At 68.4% G+C, this 19,971-nt stretch carries 16 protein-coding genes; 8 read left to right on the plus strand and 8 right to left on the minus strand.

Annotated features, from left to right (window positions below; all coding sequences use genetic code 11):
- Nucleotides 1-56: 56 nt before the first annotated feature.
- Nucleotides 57-749, plus strand: a complete 693-nt coding sequence (locus tag BLU62_RS16635; RefSeq protein WP_074850809.1) for a TetR/AcrR family transcriptional regulator — start codon at nt 57-59, stop codon at nt 747-749.
- Nucleotides 750-802: 53 nt separating this feature from the next.
- Nucleotides 803-2,443 (plus strand): MFS transporter, encoded by a 1,641-nt coding sequence (locus tag BLU62_RS16640; protein ID WP_074850811.1) that lies wholly within the window; start codon nt 803-805, stop codon nt 2,441-2,443.
- A 6-nt stretch (nt 2,444-2,449) separates the two neighbouring features.
- On the opposite strand, the gene BLU62_RS16645 is transcribed toward BLU62_RS16640, so the two are convergent.
- Nucleotides 2,450-2,890, minus strand: coding sequence for an SRPBCC family protein (locus BLU62_RS16645; protein ID WP_074850814.1), 441 nt, complete (start codon nt 2,888-2,890; stop codon nt 2,450-2,452).
- Between the two features lie 142 nt (nt 2,891-3,032).
- Between BLU62_RS16645 and BLU62_RS16650 the strand changes: the two genes are divergently transcribed.
- The 3 genes from BLU62_RS16650 to BLU62_RS16660 all read left to right on the plus strand — a co-directional run bounded on the left by BLU62_RS16650 (nt 3,033) and on the right by BLU62_RS16660 (nt 8,753).
- Nucleotides 3,033-4,406, plus strand: a complete 1,374-nt coding sequence (locus tag BLU62_RS16650; protein ID WP_074850815.1) for an MFS transporter — start codon at nt 3,033-3,035, stop codon at nt 4,404-4,406.
- Between the two features lie 15 nt (nt 4,407-4,421).
- Nucleotides 4,422-6,392: a gamma-glutamyltransferase family protein gene (locus BLU62_RS16655; protein WP_074850817.1), complete on the plus strand. Its 1,971-nt coding sequence runs from the start codon at nt 4,422-4,424 to the stop codon at nt 6,390-6,392.
- Between the two features lie 189 nt (nt 6,393-6,581).
- On the plus strand, nt 6,582-8,753 hold the full coding sequence (locus BLU62_RS16660) for a glutamine synthetase III family protein (RefSeq protein ID WP_074850819.1): 2,172 nt from the start codon (nt 6,582-6,584) through the stop codon (nt 8,751-8,753).
- Between the two features lie 122 nt (nt 8,754-8,875).
- Here the strand turns inward: BLU62_RS16660 and BLU62_RS16665 are convergent, their stop codons facing one another.
- A complete protein-coding gene (locus BLU62_RS16665; protein WP_074850821.1) occupies nt 8,876-10,480 on the minus strand; it encodes a PucR family transcriptional regulator in 1,605 nt (534 codons plus the stop codon).
- 75 nt (nt 10,481-10,555) lie between these two features.
- Between BLU62_RS16665 and pruA the strand changes: the two genes are divergently transcribed.
- Together pruA and BLU62_RS16675 are read left to right on the plus strand one after the other, a co-directional pair.
- Nucleotides 10,556-12,202: an L-glutamate gamma-semialdehyde dehydrogenase gene (gene pruA, locus BLU62_RS16670; RefSeq protein ID WP_074850823.1), complete on the plus strand. Its 1,647-nt coding sequence runs from the start codon at nt 10,556-10,558 to the stop codon at nt 12,200-12,202.
- A gap of 2 nt (nt 12,203-12,204) precedes the next feature.
- Nucleotides 12,205-13,155 (plus strand): proline dehydrogenase family protein, encoded by a 951-nt coding sequence (locus tag BLU62_RS16675; RefSeq protein ID WP_074850825.1) that lies wholly within the window; start codon nt 12,205-12,207, stop codon nt 13,153-13,155.
- A 257-nt stretch (nt 13,156-13,412) separates the two neighbouring features.
- Here BLU62_RS16675 and BLU62_RS16680 read toward each other — a convergent pair whose 3' ends face one another.
- From BLU62_RS16680 to BLU62_RS16705, 6 genes are all read right to left on the minus strand, one after another.
- On the minus strand, nt 13,413-13,961 hold the full coding sequence (locus BLU62_RS16680; RefSeq protein WP_074850827.1) for a molybdenum cofactor biosysynthesis protein: 549 nt from the start codon (nt 13,959-13,961) through the stop codon (nt 13,413-13,415).
- A 61-nt stretch (nt 13,962-14,022) separates the two neighbouring features.
- On the minus strand, nt 14,023-15,612 hold the full coding sequence (locus BLU62_RS16685; RefSeq protein WP_084811815.1) for an FAD-dependent oxidoreductase: 1,590 nt from the start codon (nt 15,610-15,612) through the stop codon (nt 14,023-14,025).
- The gene (locus BLU62_RS16690) at nt 15,609-16,496 is read right to left on the minus strand and encodes an FAD:protein FMN transferase (RefSeq protein WP_074850829.1); all 888 of its coding nucleotides are present in this window, start codon (nt 16,494-16,496) and stop codon (nt 15,609-15,611) included. The genes BLU62_RS16685 and BLU62_RS16690 overlap by 4 nt, the downstream gene beginning before the upstream one ends.
- Before the next feature lie 11 nt (nt 16,497-16,507).
- Nucleotides 16,508-17,023, minus strand: a complete 516-nt coding sequence (locus tag BLU62_RS16695; RefSeq protein WP_074850830.1) for an FMN-binding protein — start codon at nt 17,021-17,023, stop codon at nt 16,508-16,510.
- A gap of 60 nt (nt 17,024-17,083) precedes the next feature.
- Entirely contained in the window at nt 17,084-18,796 is a 1,713-nt protein-coding gene (locus BLU62_RS16700) for a substrate-binding domain-containing protein (protein ID WP_074850832.1), read from the minus strand.
- Nucleotides 18,797-18,910: 114 nt separating this feature from the next.
- The gene (locus BLU62_RS16705) at nt 18,911-19,348 is read right to left on the minus strand and encodes a type II toxin-antitoxin system Rv0910 family toxin (protein ID WP_074852959.1); all 438 of its coding nucleotides are present in this window, start codon (nt 19,346-19,348) and stop codon (nt 18,911-18,913) included.
- Between BLU62_RS16705 and BLU62_RS16710 the strand changes: the two genes are divergently transcribed.
- A complete protein-coding gene (locus tag BLU62_RS16710; RefSeq protein ID WP_074852958.1) occupies nt 19,326-19,967 on the plus strand; it encodes a DNA-3-methyladenine glycosylase in 642 nt (213 codons plus the stop codon). The genes BLU62_RS16705 and BLU62_RS16710 overlap by 23 nt on opposite strands.
- The last annotated feature ends 4 nt before the right edge of the window (nt 19,968-19,971 follow it).

The following is a 19,971-nucleotide window of genomic DNA, read 5'->3' on the forward strand; positions in this document are numbered from 1 at the left end:
GATTTGCGATCTTTGATCCGGGCAGAGCGAACGCCACAGAAAGGGGAATCGCACCGATGCCGTCGTCCGCCGCAGACGTCCCGGACCCGGGCATGATGCCGGTCGGCTCGTCGTCGAGTTCGGTGATCCACCGCGCGTTCCTCGGATCGGTGAACCCCATCGACACCGAATCCGATCCGACCGCCGAGCGCCTCCTCGACGCGGCCTTCGACCTCTTCTGCCGCCTGGGCATCCAACGCACCCCGATGGAGAAGGTCGCCAAGAACGCGGGCGTCACCCGGGTGACGCTGTACCGCAAGTTCGCCACCAAGGACGCCCTCGTCGACGAGGTGGTGCTGCGCGAGTTCCGACGCTATTTCGAACAGTTCCGCGTCGACATCCCGGCCGCGCAGACGGTCGCCGATCGGGTCGTCGTCGGATTTGTCGGATCCCTGCGCGCCATCGCGAGCAATCCCCTGATAAGCGGCATGGCCGATTCAGAATCGAGCATGCTCATCGAGTCGATGATCGGCGACGCGGGACTGCTGCTGTCGGTGGTGCAGAAGTTCGTCGCCGCCCAGCTTCGACGAGAACAGTTGGCGGGCAACATCTCCGACGATCTCGACGTCGAGATCGTGGCGGAGATGATGGTGCGCATCTCGGCGTCGTTCCTCACCGTCCCGAGTCGCGTCGTCGACATCACCGACGACGCCCAATTGGCCGACGTGGCCAGACGATTCCTCGTCCCGATGCTCGATCACCCACGCTGAGAGCGTTCGGCTGGGACAATCAGCGGGTCACTTCCAGCTGAGGGAGTCCTGCGATGCGTTCGTGGTCGGTCATCATCATCCTCGCGGTGTCGCAGTTCGTGATGGTGCTCGACAGCACCGTCATGAACGTGTCGATCTCGGTCGTGGCCGAGGATCTGAACACCTCGATCACCGGTATGCAGGCCGCGATCACCTTCTACGCCCTGACGATGGCGGCGTTGATGCTGACCGGCGGCAAACTCGGCGACCTCATGGGCCGCGCCCGGGCGTTCAAGATCGGCGCCGTCATCTACGGGATCGGTTCGCTCACCACCGCATTGAGCCCCAACCTGACGGTCCTGATGCTGGGCTGGTCCCTCGTCGAGGGGCTCGGGGCCGTGCTCGTCATCCCGGCGATCGCGTCGCTGGCAGCGATCAACTACACCGGTAAGGCCCGGGTCACCGCCTTCTCGATCCTCGGTGCCGTGACCGGACTCGCCGCCGCGGTCGGCCCGTTGCTGGGCGGCCTGATGACGACCTACGCATCCTGGCGTTACGTCTTCGTCGCCGAGACCGTGGTCATGGTGATCGTCCTGTTCGCCGCCCGATTGATCCATGACGTCGACCGCGACCCGGACGTCCGGATCGATCCGCTGAGCGTCCTCGCGTCGGCGGGCGGCCTGGCACTCATCGTCTACGGGGTGCTGCAGTCGAAGACCTGGGGATGGCTGAAGCCGCAGCATCCGCCGGAGATCAACGGATCGGAGATCGCCCCGCTGGGCGTGTCGCCGGTCGCCTACCTGTTGCTGATCGGCGTCGTCGTGCTCTGGTTGTTCGTCGATCGCCAACGCGCGCTTGCCCGTTCCGGCCGGCAGCCCCTATTGCGCGTAGAGCTGTTGCGCGTCCCCGCGCTGCGCAGCGGCCTCGGCGGATTCCTCGCGCAGTACTTCGCGATCGCCGCCCTCTTCTTCGTCGTCCCGGTCTACCTGCAGACGATGCTGGGACGCGACGCCCTGCAGACCGGCGTCAAGATCCTGCCGCTCTCGGTGGGTCTCGTACTGTTCTCGGTCCTCGGTTCGTGGCTCACCGCACGACGTTCGGCCCGGTTCATCGCCCGTGGCGGGCAGCTCACCATGGCGGTCGGCGTCCTCTTCGTGATCGCCGGGGTGGGGGTCGACCTGCGCAGCATTGCCTTCGCGATCGGGATGTTCGTCATGGGAGCGGGTTTCGGCCTCCTGGCCTCCCAGCTCGGCAACGTCAACATGTCCGCGGTCGAGGAGAAGGACACCTCCGAGGTCGGCGGCCTGCAGGGCACGTTCCAGAATCTGGGCTCGTCCTTCGGGACCGCGGTCGCCGGTTCGGTGTTCATCCTGCTGTTGTCATCAGGTTTCGTCTCCGCGGTCGACGACACCGATTCACTCCCCGCCGCCGAGCAACAACAGGTCGTCTCGACGGTCGACGACAGTGGAGTGCCCATCATCTCGGCGGATCAGGCCCGCACCATGGTGCTCGACGCCGGCGGCTCGGAAGCATCGGCGCAGGCGGTGTCCGACGCCTACGCCGACTCGCAGGTCGCGGCGATCCAGCAGGCGCTGTTCATCGTGTTCGTCCTGCTGGTGCTGGCGCTGCTGTCCTCGCGGCACCTGCCGAACCGGATCGTCGCACAGAGCGCCGGCGAGGACGAGAAAGACGACCAGAAAGACGCGACCACCTGAGGGAACTCAGCCCCGCGCGACGACCTTCTTCGCGATGGTGGCCTCGGTGTGCCTGATGGCCTGAGCCGCGAACGGCCCGATGATGCCGCCCAGCACGCGGCCCGCGATCCCGCCGGGCAGGGTGTAGTTGAACTCCACCTGCAGATCGGTACCGCTCCCGGCCTCGGCGAAACGCCAGGTGGTGTCGGCCTGGAAGCCCTCGATCGCCTTGAGCTCGATCAGCTCGTTCTCGATGTACTCGGTGCATCTGACGACCGACTTGAGCTTCTTCGGGCCGACGTCGACCGTCACCTCGAAGATGGAACCCAGACCCTGGGTCTGCGAGGTCCTGGGCTCGAAGCCGGTGACCCCCATCAGATATTCGGGAACGTTCTGATAACCGTCGACGTACTCGAAGACCCGCGCGCGGGGCGCATCGACGACGACCTGATGACGTACCACTCCCACGCTCTACCCCGTTCTCGCGTGTCCGGCCCGGTGAGTCCGGCGCCGTTCCCGATCGACCCTATGCTCCTCGACGCCACTTTCGAGGGCGGGACACGGCCTTCCGACTTGACCCCCGTTGTCCGGTCGGATATTCCTGCAGACGATGTCGACGTCATCGGGCGGATGGTCCGAACTCCTCGCCCGAGAACACCGTGCCGCGGTGTCGGTGTTCGCCGGCGGCATCCTCGTCTTCGCGATCAACACCTTTCTGACCTCGGCCTCGCTGCCCAGCACCATCGCCGACATCGGCGGCCAACAGTTCTACGCCTGGGTCGTCACGATCTTCCTCATCGCCTCCGTCGTGGCGTCGATGCTGGTGAACCGAGTGCTGGCGCAGTTCGGCGCGCGCGGCGCCTACCTGATCGGATTCTCCGCGTTCGCCGCGGGTTCACTGATCTGCGCCGTCACCCCGACCATGCCGATCCTGTTGGCCGGCAGGCTGATCCAGGGACTCGGCGGCGGACTGCTCACGGGGCTGGCATTCGCGGTCGTGCAGATCGCGCTGCCGCAGCGCATCTGGGGACGTGCGGTGGCACTCATCTCGGCGATGTGGGGCGTGGGCAACATCGTGGGTCCCGCGATCGGCGGCCTGTTCGCCGACGTCGGGCTGTGGCGGGGCTCCTTCTGGTTCCTGACCGTGGTCACGTTGGCCATCGCCGCAGTCGCCGCCCGGGTGTTGCCGCGCGGTCGGGGCTCCGACCAACGGCACCCGTTGCCGTGGGCGTCGCTGGCGGCGGTGACCGTCGCCGCCGCGGCGGTCTCGGTGGCCGCGGTCGCCTGTTCGACGACGGCGGTCGTGGTGCTCGGCGGCGTCGCGCTGCTCGCCCTGTTCGGGTTCGTGGCCGTGGACCGACGCGGGACCACCGGCCTGCTCCCCCGGCTCACCTATTCGATAGGCAATCCCCTCAAGTGGATCTACCTCTCGATCGCGGTACTGGCGGCCGGGTCGACCGCCGAGGCCTTCCTCCCGCTGTTCGGTCAGCAGGTCGGCGGCCTGACCCCACTGGCCGCGGGTCTCCTGCCGGCCGCGTTGTCGTCGGGGTGGACGGTCGCGCAGATCGCCAGCAGCACGTGGGCCCACGGTCGATCGGCGGCGGCCGCCCGCATCGCCGGCCCGGCGTTCCTCGCCGTCGGCATGGCCGGCTACGGCCTCCTCCAGTCATCGACCGCTCCGATCGCGATCGCCGGCTGGTACGCGTGCCTCGTCGTCGCCGGCGTGGGCATCGGTATGGCGTTCCCGCACATCGCGACCGCCGCCATGGGCATCACCACCGATCAGGCGGAGGCCGCCCGTGCGTCGGCGGGCATCAACTCCGTACAGATGGTCGCCAACACCATCGGTTCGGCCGCCGCCGGCCTGCTCGTCAGCTTCGGTTCCGACGCGGTCGGTTCGGCGCGACTGCTGTCGTTCGGTTTCGCCTGCGTCGCGGTGATCGGCGTGGGCATCGCCGTTCGATCGGTCCGGCCTGCGCGGTGACCGTACGCTGAGCTGATGAGACGCCGTCGGGGAAGTCCTCATACCGGCCGTCGGGCCGTCCGCCTCGCGGTGGCCGCGCTCGCCGCCGTGCTGGTCGTCGCCTCGTGCGGAACCGACGCCGACGAGCGGGCCGAACCGGTGACGTGCGCGGAGATACCGAACGGCGAACTGATCGACGCGAACAGCGCGTCGGCCGCCCCCACCGACCTCGCGACGAGACCCGAGGTCGCCTCGGGTTACCGGAGCGGGATGAAACCGGTCGTGACCGGAACCTACGCCGCGGCGACCGCCAATCCACTGGCCACCACCGCGGCCTGCGAGGTGTTGCGCGACGGCGGCACCGCGGCCGACGCGCTGGTCGCGGCGCAGATGGTGCTCGGACTCGTCGAACCTCAGTCGTCGGGTATCGGCGGCGGCGCTTTCGCCCTGTACTACGACGCGGCGTCGAACACGGTGCGCGCCTTCGACGGCCGCGAGACGGCACCCGCGGCCGCCACCGAGACCTATCTGACGCAGATCTCCCCCGCCGACCCGGCACCGCCTGTCCCGAGCGCCCGCGCATCGGGACGATCGATCGGCGTTCCCGGCGTGCTCCGGATGCTCGACACGGTCCACGGAGAATACGGAAAGCAGGCCTGGCGCGATCTGTTCGCCCCGGCGATCACCCTGGCGGACAGCGGCTTCGAGATCAGCCCACGGCTGGCGGGAGCGATCGCCGCTTCCGCGGCCGACCTCCGGGCCGACGAGGACGCCCGCAACTACTTCCTCACCGGAGACGGTTCCGGGAAGCCCGCGGGCACCGACCTGGTCAACCCCGGCTACGCGAAAACACTCGGGGTGCTGGCCACCGACGGCGCGGACGCGATGTACGACGGGCCGCTCGCGCAGGCGATCGTCGCCGAGGCGGGCAGCACCGCGGGCGGCATGACGCCGAGCCTCATGACGGTCGACGACCTGCGCAACTACCGGGCGATCGCGCGCGACCCCATCGTGACCGAGTACCGCGGCCGCCGGATCGTGGCGATGCCGGGACCGTCATCGGGCGGGATAGCCGTCGCCTCCGCCCTGGGCATCCTGGCGAACTTCGACCTGCCGTCGATGACGCCCACCGAACTCGACGCAGATGGCGGCCGCCCCGATCCCGCTGCGGCGCATCTGATCACCGAGGCCGAACGCCTGGCCTACGCCGACCGCGACAAATACGTCGCCGACCCGGATTTCGTTCCGCTGCCCGGGCGCGGCATCGAAACCATCCTCGACCCCGCGTATCTGAAGGCGCGGGCCGGACTGATCCGCCCCGACACGTCACTCGGTGAAGCACCGGCCGGCGATCTCGGGCCGGTCCCGCTGGGGTCGCATACCGGCACCGAGCACGGCACCAGCCACATCACCGTCGCCGACCGCTACGGCAACGTCGCGTCGATGACGACGACCATCGAATCGGCCTTCGGCAGCTTCCACATGGTCGACGGCTTCCTGCTGAACAACCAGCTCACCGACTTCTCCGCCGAGCCGCGCGACGACGACGGTGCGCTGCTCGCGAATCGGGTGTCGCCCGGGAAGCGGCCGCGGTCGTCGATGGCCCCGACCCTGGTGATGCAGCCGGCGACCGACGGCGCCCCCGCACAGGTGGTGGCCGCCCTGGGTTCGCCGGGTGGGTCGGTCATCATCCAGTTCGTCGTCAAGACCCTCGTCGGGATGCTGGACTGGGGCCTGAACCCGCAGCAGGCGGTGTCGATGATCGACTTCGGCTCGGCCAACACCCCGACGTCGAACGTCGGTGGCGAACACCCACTGGTCGACACGTCCGACGACAGTGCGCACGACCCACTGGTACAGGGCCTGAAGCAGCGCGGGTCCGAGGTGTCCGTCGACGAACAGTCCAGCGGCCTGAGCGCGATCATGCGCAACGGGTCCGGGTGGATCGGCGGCGCCGACCCTCGTCGCGAAGGTGCCGTGATGGGTGACGACGCCACGCTCCGGTGACCGCGAGTCGTCCGAACGGACGAAATGTGCTGAGACACGCGCTGAGCCACTAGTTTTCCTCAGCGTCACATGGGGGCAACGGGGCGCATACACCCAGCTCATAGCGTCGAGTCGCTCGCAACCAGCGACAACCTAGCGACTTCGTCGTGCCGACCTGCCGGTGGTCGACGAGAAACACCAGGAGTAACCATGAGTGGCAGCATGTCCCGCCGTCAGGCCATCGAGGCCGTGACGACCTACGAGGTGTCGGCACCCGGATTCACCGAGCCGTTGGCAGACACCTTCGGACGCAACGTGTTCAGCTTGTCGGTCATGAAGAAGCGCCTCCCGAAGCACGTCTTCAAGGCGGTGGCCGCGACCATCGACACCGGCTGCGCGCTCGACCCGACCCTCGCCGACTACGTCGCGGTCGCGATGAAGGACTGGGCGATCGAGCGGGGTGCCACCCACTACGCGCATGTCTTCTACCCGCTCACCGGTTTCACCGCGGAGAAGCACGACTCGTTCCTGGAGCCCGACGCGAGCGGCGCCTCACTCGCCGAGTTCGCCGGCAAGACCCTGATGCAGGGCGAGCCCGACGCGTCGAGCTTCCCCAACGGCGGCCTGCGCGGCACCTTCGAGGCCCGCGGCTACACCGGCTGGGACGTCACCAGCCCCGCGTACCTCCTCGAGAACCCCAACGGCAACACACTGTGCATCCCCACGATCTTCATCTCGTGGACCGGTGAGGCCCTCGACAAGAAGACCCCGCTGCTACGCAGCCAGCAGGCGATGAGCAAGCAGGCCATGCGCCTGCTCAAGCTGTTCGGCCACGACAACGTCGACACAGTCGTCTCCTACGCCGGCGCCGAGCAGGAGTACTTCCTGATCGACGAGCACTTCTTCTACGCCCGGCCCGACCTCATGACCTCCAATCGCACCCTGTTCGGCGCCCCGCCGTCGAAGGGCCAGGAGTTCGACGACCACTACTTCGGTGCCATCCCGGAGCGCGTGCTGTCGTTCATGATCGAACTCGACCGCGAGCTGTTCAAGCAGGGCATCCCGGCCAAGACCCGCCACAACGAGGTCGCACCGGGCCAGTTCGAGATCGCGCCCGTCTTCGAGCGTTCGGTGCTCGCCCATGACCATCAGCAGCTGATGATGACCACGATGAAGTCCGTCGCGGAGAAGTACGGCATGAAGTGCCTGCTGCACGAGAAGCCGTTCTCCGGGGTCAACGGCTCGGGCAAGCACGTCAACTTCTCGCTCGGCAACGCCAACCAGGGCAACCTGCTGAACCCGGGCGACACCCCGCACGAGAACATGCAGTTCCTCACCTTCTGCGGCGCCATCATCCGCGCGGTCCACCTGTACGGCGGACTCCTGCGTGCCGCCGTCGCATCGGCGTCGAACGACCACCGTCTCGGCGCGAACGAGGCCCCGCCGGCCATCATCTCGATCTTCCTCGGCGAGCAGCTCATGGATGTCTTCGAGCAGATCGCCAAGGGCGGCGCCACCGGTTCCAAGGCCGCCGGCGTCATCGAACTCGGGGTCGACACCCTGCCGCCGCTGAAGGCCGACCCGGGCGACCGCAACCGCACCAGTCCGTTCGCCTTCACCGGCAACCGATTCGAGTACCGCGCACCGGGTTCCAACCAGTCGATCTCCGACCCGATGGTCGCGATCAACACCATCCTCGCCGACTCGATCGACTTCATCTCCGCCGAACTCGAGAAGCTGATCGCCGACGGCACCGAACTCAACGACGCCGTCCAGAAGGTGTTGCAGGAGATCATCAACACCCACGGTGCGGTGATCTTCAACGGCAACGGCTACTCCGACGAGTGGCAGGAGGAGGCCGCCGCCCGCGGTCTGAAGAACCTCCGCACCACCGTCGACGCCGTCACCGAGTACACCTCGCCCGAGGTCATCGAGATCTTCGAGAAGTACGGGGTGCTCTCGGCCCGTGAGCTCGAGGCCCGCGAAGACGTCATCTTCGAGTACTACGCCCTCACCCTCCTCGTCGAGGCCAAGGAGACCGCGGAGATCGCGAAGACGATGATCATGCCGGCCGCGATCCGCTACCAGGGTGAACTGGCCGGCACCGCCGCCTCGTTGAAGATGGCCGGGATCGAAGCTCCCACACCGCTTCTCGCAGAGGTCACCGCACTGATCGGCAAGCTGCACGACGACGTCATCACTCTCGACGAGGGCATCGCCGGAATGCACGGTGAGAACACCTTCGAGGAGTCGAAGTACGCTCTCGAGGCGCTGATCCCGGCGATGGCCGCGGTGCGCGAGGTCGCGGACACGCTCGAGAGCATCGTCGCCGACGACCTCTGGCCGCTGCCCACCTACAACGAGATGCTCACCATCCTCTGACATCTCGCGGTACTCAACCGAGCTGGAAAACGCCCCTGCGATCCACCCTCCACGGCGGCGCCGACGACACTGTGTCGTCGGCGCCGCTGCACAGGGTGGTTCGCGGGGGCGTTTTCCAGTGCCTACCGGACCCGCAGAGACAACGCCACGACGAGCCGGGTGGCCGGGTCCCCGAGTTCCATCCCGGTGAGCGCCTCGATGCGACGGATGCGGTAGCGCAACGTGTTCGGGTGGACGTGCAGATCGTCGGCGGCCGAACGGACGTCGCCGAAACGGTCGAGGTAGGCGCGCAACGAGACGGTGAACTCGCTGCCGGTGCGGTGGTCGAGGTCGGCGAGTTCGGAGACCCGCGGGTCGACGAGGTCGGGGTTCTCGGCCAGGAGCGCGACGATCTCGCCGAGCAGCACACCGGTGCGCGAACCGCCCACGGTCGTGACGTCGTCGATCAGGTCACCTTCGAGGGACGCCGCGTCGAGCACGCGGTTGATCTGGGTGCGCAATTCCGGTACCGCGGAGAGCGTGTGGGGTCCGGCGACCACGGCGCGGATGCGGATCCCGAACTGCCGGTCCGTCGCGTCGACGGAGACCCGCGCCCACTCGACCGCGGCATCACCGGACACACCGGGCAGGACAGCATAGGCGCGGTCGCCGATGGTCGAGGTCACCGACAGCGGACTGAACGCGCTGGCGTGCAAGGTGAGCGCGGAGATCCGGGTGGTGTTCTCCCCCAACGGAACCGCAGCGTCCGGCGACCCCCTCGTCGTGAAACCGACGAGCACGACCGCGACGGACGAGTCGAGGCCCAGCGCAGCGGCCAGCGCCTCGACGTCGACGATGTCGCCCCGCGCGCCGAGGAGGCGGCGGACCACCTCGTCGTGTTCGGTGCCGGCGGTTCGACGACGTGCGATCACCCGGGCGGCCACCGCGGCCGCTCCGGTGAGCACCTCGTCGGTGTCGTCGGCAAGGGCCCTGGCACCACACTGCAGCCAGACGACGCCCAGGAACTCGCCCGTGCCGGGCGCCCGGATCGCGACCGCACGGCGTTCGCGTAGCCCGAGGTCGGCGCGCGCGTCGACCGCGACCACCCGCGACGAGGTGCGCAGCGCGTCCATCACCCCCCACTGCCGCAGCCAGGCGAGCATCTCCGGCGGCCCCTCGCGCCCGAGGATCGACAATCGTCTCAGCTCGTCGGCCTCGTCGCCGGCCGTGCTGTAGGCCAGCACATGTGACCGCTCGTCCTCGATGCTGACCAGCCCGCCGGTGCGCCGGGCGACCTCGGCCGCGAGTTCGAACAGATCGCCCGTGGCGCCCGACTCCATCGACTCGCCGTCGTCCGATGAACGCCGGGCGGTGTCGAGGACGCGCGATGTGAGGTTGTAGATGCGCTCCCAGCGGGCGTGCGGGTCGATGGCGACGACGGCGATCCCGAGCCGGTCGGCGAGGTCGGTGAGGGTCGTCGGCGACGTCTTGCTCATGACCGCGACGGGACGATGGCTCCCGAGACCGCCGAGCAATTCGGTGCTCACCTCGTCGGACAACCCGACCAGCAGGAACACGTCGGCCGATCTCGCCGCCCGCCCGAGGCCGAAGTGGACGTCGTCGATGTCGATCATCGCCAGGCTCCGCACCGGCACGTCGAGCCCCTGCGGCGCGCTGACCAGCGTCGCCACGGTCCGGTCCAGAGCCAGAATGAGACGCCCCAGCGCCACACCCGGCGATTTGTCCATACGGACAAGACTACGGCGCATCGGTTTGCCGATCGGCCATATCGCGGGAGCGCCCTCCGCAGGTGAACTGACGTCATGGACGCCATCACCACTCCCCCTCGCCCGGCCAACGAGCCGGTACTCGCCTACGCACCCGGATCGCCCGAACGCACCCGCATCGTCAACGAACTCACCAGCCAGTCCAACGCCGGCCGACGCGAACTGCCGCACATCATCGGCGGGCACCTGCGCCTCGGTCACGGCGAACAGATCGACGTCGTGCAGCCGCATGCGCACCGAGAGGTGCTCGGCTTCCTCACCAACGCCACCCACGACGACGCCCGTGCCGCCGTCGACGCCGCGCTCGACGCCAAGGACGACTGGGCGCACACCGGCTTCGACGATCGGGCCGCGGTGATCCTGCGTGCGGCCGAACTGCTGTCGGGTCCGTGGCGCGAACGGGTCTCCGCCGCGACCATGCTGGGCCAGTCGAAGTCCGTGCACCAGGCCGAGATCGACGCCGCGTGCGAGCTCGCCGATTTCTGGCGGTTCAACGTCACCTTCGCCCGGGAGATCCTCGCCGAACAGCCGGTGTCGTCACCCGGGGTATGGAATCGGCTCGACCACCGTCCGCTCGACGGATTCGTCTATGCGGTCACCCCGTTCAACTTCACCGCCATCGCCGCGAATCTGTCGACCGCGCCGATGCTGATGGGGAACACCGTCGTGTGGAAGCCGTCTCCCACGCAGGCATATTCGGCCCAGTACACGATGGCACTCCTCGAGGCCGCCGGACTGCCGCCCGGCGTCATCAACCTGGTCCACGGCGACGGTCACGCGGTCTCCGATGTCGTTCTGGCCGACGAGAACCTGGCGGGCATCCACTTCACCGGCTCCACCCGGACCTTCCAGCACCTGTGGCGGGAGGTCGGCGGCAACATCGACCGGTACCGCAACTATCCGCGCCTCGTCGGCGAGACCGGTGGCAAGGACTTCATCGTCGCGCATTCCTCCGCCGAACCGCATGCACTCCGAACCGCGATGATCCGTGGCGCTTTCGAGTACCAGGGCCAGAAGTGCTCGGCAGCTTCACGCGCCTACATCGCACGGTCGGTGTGGGACAAGATGGGTGACGACTTCCTCAGCGAGACCGCCGAAGTCGGCTATGGCGACGTGCGGGACCTGTCGAACTTCGGTGGCGCGCTCATCGATCGTCGGGCCTTCGACAAGCAGGTGGCGGCGCTGCGCCGTGCCAAGTCCGCGCCGTCGGTCACCGTTGCGGTCGGCGGCCAGGTCGACGACACGGTCGGCTATTTCGTGCGCCCCACCGTGTTGCTGTCGGACGATCCCCGCGACGAGTCCTTCTCCACCGAGTACTTCGGACCGATCCTGTCGATCTACGTCTACGACGACGCCGACTACGAGACCGTCCTCGACCTGGTCGACGCGACGGCGAGGTACGCGCTCACCGGTGCGGTCATGGCGACCGACGTCGCCGCGGTCGCCCTCGCCTCGGATCGGCTCCGCAACGCCGCGGGCAACTTCTACATCAACGACAAGCCGACCGGCGCCGTCGTCGGCCAGCAGCCGTTCGGCGGCGGGCGCGCCTCCGGCACGAACGACAAGGCCGGATCGAAGCAGAACCTGTTGCGCTGGTCGTCGACCCGCACCATCAAGGAGACGTTCACGCCGCCGACGACGTCCCGGTATCCGCACATGAGCACCGATTTCACGGGGGTCTGAGGTTGAGCACTCTCTTCGACACGCTTCTACGCCCGACGATCACCGCCGCGGCGCGCAGCGAACGGATCAAACAGACCTCGCAGCGATGGTCGGTGACCGAGAAGGTCGTGCGCCGATTCGTCCCCGGCGAATCACTCGACGACGTCATCCGCGCCATCCGAAGGGAACTCGACGACGGACTGGCGGCGACCATCGACTTCCTCGGCGAGGACACCGTCGACGAATCGCAGGCCGATGCCACCGTGGCCGCGTATGTGGCTCTGCTGGAGGCGATGCCGGGCCTGGGTCCGGTGCCGGCTGGTTCGCTGGAGGTGTCACTGAAACTGACCGCGCTCGGACAGAGCCTGCCGGAGCACGGCGCCAAGATCGCCGAGGAGAACGCCCGGACGATCGCCGCGGCGGCGCGGTCGGCGGGGGCATCGGTCACCGTCGACGCCGAGGACCACACGACCGTCGACGGGCGACTGGCCATCGTGCGCTCGCTGCGACGCGCCTTCCCCGACGTCGGAACCGTGCTGCAGGCGTATCTCCGTCGTACCGAGGACGACTGCGCGGAGTTCGCGTCGTCGGGCGCACGGATCAGGTTGTGCAAGGGCGCCTATGCCGAACCGCCGTCGGTGGCCTACCCCGACCGCCGTCAGATCGATGAGGCGTATCTGCGTTGCCTGCGAATCCTGATGAAGGGCAACGGCTATCCGATGGTCGCCAGCCACGATCCGACGATGATCGAGGCGGCGTCGATCATGGCCGCGGAGTTCGATCGCGGTCCGGACACCTGGGAACACCAGATGCTCTACGGCATCCGCGCCGACGAGCAGCGCCGGCTCGTGGGGTCCGGAGCGCACGTGCGGGTGTACATCCCGTACGGCAGCGAGTGGTACGGCTACTTCGTGCGGCGCCTCGCCGAGAAGCCGGCGAACCTCGGGTTCTTCCTCCGCGCCCTGGCCGGGTAGAGCGCCATCCCCCACCTCCTGAACGAGCGAGCGTCACACAACCGCGCTCCCTGAGATGCGAGAAGCGAGCGTCACACAACCCCGCTCCCTGCGATGCGAGAAGCGAGCTCCACACAACCCCGCTCCCTGAGGTGCGAGGAGCGAGCTTCACACAACCCCGCTCCCTGAGGTGCGAGGAGCGATAGCGACGAGCCACGAAGGGCCTGGTGAGAGATCCTCGCACGTCGTGGAGCGGGAAACGCGCACGCGGGAACGCCTTACCGCGGCTGGGCCCGCTTCACCTGGTCTGCGGCGCGCGTCGCGTCGATTTCGACGTCGGTGATGATCGTCGCCGGTCCGACGTGCAGGGTCCCCGACGTCAGCGGTTGCGCCCGCAAGCCGCCGCGGCCGATCAGCGCCTTGCGCACGCCCTCGCCCGCGACGGTGTCCATCCACGAGCATGGATGCGCGGGACGGCCACCGCGGAAGCGGATCGGTCCGACCCCGGTGTCGAGCCCGAACTCCCGGCCGCGCAGCGGATCGAGTTCGACGCCGCGGACGACGATGTTCCGCCGCGCGAGCACCGGGTCGACATCGCCCGCCGCCGCGGTCCAGGCCTCGAGCGCGAGGAACGTCACCGCCGCCTCCGTGTGGGCGCGTACGCCGAAGAACCGGTCGCCACGAATCCCCTTGTCGGCGATGATCTCCACGGCGCCGGGAGTGAGGGTCTCCACCTCGCCGGCGGGACCGTCCTTGGGCCGTCCGAAGTACGCGTGCTTCGGGGAGACGACGAAAGCGAGGATCTCGCAGGGGTATCGGTAGGTCATGTCACCAGTCCTTCGTGGCTCGTCGCTATCGCTCCTCGCACCTCAGGCAGCGAGGGGATGGTCAGTAGCCGGTGAACGAGTCGGTGTGGATGCGCCAGGGCCGCAACCTCGTTGCCGGGTCGAGGTGCCGGATCGTCGACGATGTGCGTTCGACGAATGCCGGCGTGCCCGACACGTAGTAGTGCGCGCCCACCAGGTCCGAACCGAGCAGTTCGGCCAGGCGGTCGGCATCGTCGATGCCATCGGCGAGTTCCGGTGCGATGACCGTGACGACCCGCGCACCCTCCGACCCCGCGCTCTCGAGGACATCTCCGTAGACGGCGCGGCCCGGTTCACGGAGAACGTGCACCACGGTCAGCCCCGACAGATCTCCGGACAGCGAGCGAATCATCGAGATGAACGGCGTGACCCCGATCCCCGACGCGAGGAGCACCACCTCGCCCTTGCCGGGGAACGCCCGCGGCAGAACGAAGTCGCCGCCGATCTCGTCCACCCAGGCGCGTCGTACACGGCCCTCGATGAGGGCGGCCTTGAACGACGACGGCTGCTGTCCCGCGACGGTGAAACCGAACTCGACAGGTGCTTCCCCCGGGGCGGACACGAACGAGAACACCCGTCGCGACCCCGACCAGACCGGTGCCGACCACCGCGGCACACCCACACTCGACCACTGCCCCGCCCGGAACGCCGGTGCGCCACCGGCGGGTTCACCGCGCAGCGTGTAGGTGTGGTCGGCCAGCGACGCGGCTTCGACGTCGAGCCGCACCCGGCGCGCCGTCCGCGTCGCCAGACGCACCGCGAAGGCGTAGAGGCTGCCGGCGAGCAGCGCGATCTCCGGCACGAAGGCCAACGTGTACGAGTCGGTCACGGCGACCGTGTACTGGCAGTGCATCAGCACCCCGACGAGTGCCGCATAGATCAGCCGATGCGGCTGCTGCGCCGGCGATGTCAGCGGCTCGGGCAGCATGATCGCCGCGACGAACAGCATCGGCGACGACACGATCCACGTCGACAGGTCCTGGTCGCCCCGAACCAGTTCGACCACACCGATGGTCACCAGCGACGCCGCGATGAACACGACCACCAGGAACCATTCGCGGATCAGGGTGACCACCGCCGCGCCGATGACGATCATCGGGATCAGCAGCGGCTCGGCGGCCACCCACCAGAACGGGAAGCTCAGTCCGTCGACGCCGGCGTAGGCCAGCGCGTAACAGCCGACGGCGCCGGCGACCGCCGGGTTCACGATCAGTCGACGACGCCATGCCAGAACGTATTTCGACGCCGCGGCGATCACGGCCGCGGTCGCGACGGTCGCCACCGCGGTGTCCTGCGAGCCGCCGGGCACCACGAAGAACAGGATCAACCCGGTGATGAGCCACGAGTCGGAATTGGGCGGCACCCGGAACACGGCCGCGAACAGGTAGGTGGCCGCACCGCTCACCCCGACCGCGACGACGAGCCACACCGCGAGTTCGTCCGGGCCGTAACCGAAGTCGGCGTCGACCGCCGACACCACGAACGCCGCGACCGCGAGCAACAGCAGCCCGCACACCACGGCCCGGTACGGGGTCAGATGCCGCCGGGCGGCGTCGAACGGGGTGAGCAGTCGCGGAAGGACCGAGGTGAAACTCGTCGAAACGGCCGTCACAGGAACAGCTCCAATCCGGGGATCGCGGTGTGCTCGACACTCCCGTTGCGTCGGATGGTCACGTGATGGAAGCCCTGCGCGTGATGGTCGAAGTCGCCGCGCAGGAATGCGGCCGGCGTGAAGAACAGCGCGGTCGCCAGTCCGTCGGCCTCCATCGCCGACGGCGCGATCACCCAGGTGGCCAGCACTTCCCGCGCGGGGGAGGCGGTACGCGGATCGACGATGTGATGCCAATCCGCCCACACCCGACGGTTGCTGGCCGAGGCGCAGATCGCCCCGCCGCCGAGCGTGACCACACCGATCGCCTTGGTCGGGTCCATCGGATGTTCCAGCGCCACCCGAAGCGGGCGGGTCCGTGGTGAGACGACCATGTCACCACCGGCGTCGACGACGAAGTCGTCGGTCACCCGCGCGACGATCTCCGCCACCCGGTCGGCCGCGAAACCCTTTCCCGCGGCACCGACATCGAGCAGAGCAGCCTCCCGCAACTCGAGCGCGCCGTCGTGCCCGGCGATCACCTCATCCCACGCCGGGACGCCGGACACCTGCGGCGCGGGCCGCAGCGAATAGTCCGCGTCGTAGCCGGCGTCGGCGAGCGTCTGCCCCACCAGCGGCGAAACCGCACCGCGCGTCAGCGAATACAGCCGGCGGTACCAGTCGACGAGCGGTTGATCCGACTCCTCGATCGGGTAGCGGCCGGCCGCACGGGCCATCTCGGCGACCGTCGAGTCGTCCCGGAACCTCGACCAGGCCAGGTCGATGCGGTCGATCTCGGCACGCACCTCGTCGAGGACGGGCCCGGGCAGCGGCGACGGCGTGGTGACCGTCCACCGGGTGCCGATCGCGTCGAACACCCAGTCATGCACGGTCCCCGGTGAATTCATGCCGGGCGGACTCAGTTGATGGCTTCCTGCTTGATCTTCTCGATCGCCTCGTTGAAGCCACCCGAGGTCAGCGACGAACCGGAGACCTTGTCGACATCGATGTCGTTGATGTTCTTGCCGACCACTACATCGGAGATCCCGCCGGCGAACTTGCCCTGGTACTCCAGCGACGGGCCCTTGGTCTGGCTCGTGTCGACCGACACCGCCGTGATGACATCGTTCGACAGCGTGACCGTGACGCCGACCTGCTGCGGTCCGCCGGGCGAGTTGTATCCACCCTCGGCCGTGTACTCGCCGTTCTTGTACTGGGCGGATGCGGCATCGTCGACGATGGTCGCCGTCGACGACCCGGCGGTGGTCGTCGAGCCGGTGGACTCGGAGTCGTCGGACGAACACGCCCCGGCGACGAGGCCGACGGCAGCCATCGCCGCGACGACACCGCCGGTGCGCATCAGCACCGAGGACCGTGCCGGACGGGACGGATCAGGATCGGGCAGGACGGAATCGGTGCTCGAGGTTGGGGTCATCGGCCCATTGTTCCTGATCGCCCGGTGTGATGTCCTCCCTGACCGGCGATTGCCCGCCGGTCAGCGGCCGGCCGCGGCGACGCGCGCCTGGATGGCGTCGACGAACACGGTCCGGATGTCGGCCGCGTTCTCGGCGACGTAGGTGGTGCCGCCGGTGGCCTCGGCGATCTGCTTGAGCGCGTTGGAGTCCGCGTCGTCGGAGATGCCGATCGTCAGGACCAGCACGGGTCGGGCCGGATCCTCGAGGCGCTTCAGCTCGGCCAGGAGCTCGTCGAGGCCGATGCTGTTCGGGTCCTCGTTCTGGCCGTCGGTCATGATGATGACGCTGTTGGAGTAGTTCGGGTCGTAGGTGTCCTGGACCTTCTTGAACGCCGCCAGCGTGGTGTCGTAGAGGCCGGTGCCGCCACCGAGATCCGACAGCCCCTCCTCGACCGCCTTGCCGAGCGCGTCACGGTGCGTCCCGCTGCCCGAGCGCGCGTCGAGACGCCGGATGGGGGCCATCTCCTCCCAGTCCTGTCCGTCGCCGCCCTTGTCGACGCTGAAGGCCCAGCCACCGATCATCGTGTTGTTCGGGAACAGCTTCAGACCGGTCTGCGACGCGTCGATGAGCAGTCCGGCGCGGGTGGTTCCGCCGGCCGGGGTCGCCATCGACCCGGAGGTGTCCTGGACGACGAGGCTGCGGATCGGTACACCGAGCACCTGCCACTGGCGCAGTGCCTTGTCGACCGACGACGGATCCCGCAGCTGGAGTTCCTTGACGGGTTCGCCGACCCCGGTGCCGTCGGCGTCGCGGTAGCCCGCGTCGGTCAGCGCCTTACGGCCGGCATCGGTGTTCAGTGCCGCCACGAGTGCGGTACCGGCGTCGTCGGCGGTCTGCTGGCGCGCGGCGGACGCGGTGTTCACCAGCGGGTAGTCGAGCATGACGGTGCCGGAGGCGGGGATGGTGGCCTTGAGCTTCGACCCCTGATGGGTGCGCATGAACAGCTCGTACTGCTGCTCGGTCGTCACCACCGGCACACCCGAGGTGTTCGCCAGGTTGAGTCGGGTGCCCTCGTTGTCGTTGACGAGGCGCGCATTGTTCTGCTGGATGGCCAGGATCGTCATGGCCTCGGTGAACTTCTCCTCGGGGAGTTCACCGGCGTCGACCGCCGCGAGCGCACCGATGATCGGGGCGTCGCCGGTGCTGGTGTCGACCGGGCTTCCGGTCCGGAGGTCGGGCAGCCTCATGACCTCGACCCAGGTCTGGAGTTCGGGGACGTCCTCACCGGCGACGACGGTCGGGGTGGAGGCGATCGACGGCGACACCAGATCCATGTCGCGGCGGACCTGCGTCGTGACGCGGCGTGCCTGCACCTGCGAGTCGGCGACCCAGAGATCGGGGGCGGCGGCGCCCTGCGTCAGCAGACCGGGCACGTCGGCACCCGCCGCGGTCTGGATGTCGTAGTCGTAGCAGGAGTCCGTCGACGCCTGGCGTGCCACCTCGCGGAGCGGTCCGGTCATCGCGCCGTCGGACGCGACCGCCACACGTGTCCGGTCACCGCAGCCGCCGGAGCTCGTCTGCCAGATGATCACGCCGGTGACGAGGGCGACGACCGCGACCAGGGCGACGCCCGCCCACAGCCAGCCACCGCGTCGGCCACTGCCGGCCTCGCGATGCTCGAAGCCGAAGTCGTCGTCGGACCGGCGGTTGCCGCTCGCTGCTCCCCCGCTGCTCGCGGCAGCCCCGGTCCATTCGTTGTCGCCGCGATCGGCATCTGAGCTGTGACGCCCCATAGTTACTCTCGTTCCCCTCGTATGGCGGTGCCCTCACACCGCCTGACGCACTGCTGTCACCCGTCAGCGCATCGACGCGGCGACGGATGTGCCCCGCGCAACGTCACGCACGGGTCAGCCGAAGACCTCGCGGAATTGCTGAAGCGACTTTCGCAGATCCCCCGATAGCGCCAGGGCCGCGGTCTTCCCCACGGGCCCGATCAGCGGCAACCCACCCAGATCAACAGTGAAGGTTACTTCCGATCCGCGAGAAGTGGGAGTGATGCCCAGATCGAGCTTCGCTTTCACGCCGCCTTTGCCGCTTCCTTTGAGACGTACGTGCGAGACCGGGTCGAACTTCTCGATGACCCAGTCGAAGCGGATCCGGGTGCCCTTGACCTTCACGATCGAGGCGATCGCGGTGCCCTTGCGGAGGTCTTCGGAGGTGGGGATCGGACTGCGCCAGGTCTCGTGTATCAGCAACCACTCGGAGTACCGCGACAGGTCCGACGCAGCGGCCCAGGTATCTTCCGGAGACAGTTCAACCTCGATGGAGTCACTCGTCTTCGCCATGATCCCAGAGCCTAGTGTCCGAACGTCCGGCGCTCCCGCACCGGTGGCCGAACAGGCCCGCCGGCTGCTCGGCACGCATCTGACCGGTCACGGCGTGACTGTCCAGCTCACCGAGGTGGAGGCCTATGCGGGCCCCGACGATCCGGCGTCGCATGCGTACACGCGGACCGCCCGGTCGGAGATCATGTACGGCCCGCCCGGCCGGCTGTACGTCTACCGCATCCACGGCCATCACTGCGCCAACATCGTCGTGCGCGGGCCTGGCCCCGCGGCGGCGGTCCTGCTACGGGCCGGCGAGGTGATCGACGGCATCGAGCTGGCACGAGCCCGGCGCGGTGCCGCACGCGTCACGTCGGTACCCGACCATCGCCTCGCGAGTGGGCCGGGAAATCTCTGCCGCGCGCTCGGCATCACCATGGCCGACCTCGGCACCGATCTCGCCGATCCGGACATGCCTGTGATACTGGACACATCTGGGCGCGGATCGCGCAAAACGCTACCGGTGGCCGCCGGCCCGCGCGTCGGCGTACGACGCGCGGCCGACCTGGCATGGCGGTTCTTCTTCGACGGCGACCCGACCGTGTCGGGGTATCGGCGTCACCCGCGCGCCGGCGGGTGAACCG

The organism is Gordonia westfalica (genome assembly GCF_900105725.1).
GTDB classification, from domain to species: Bacteria; Actinomycetota; Actinomycetes; order Mycobacteriales; family Mycobacteriaceae; genus Gordonia; species Gordonia westfalica.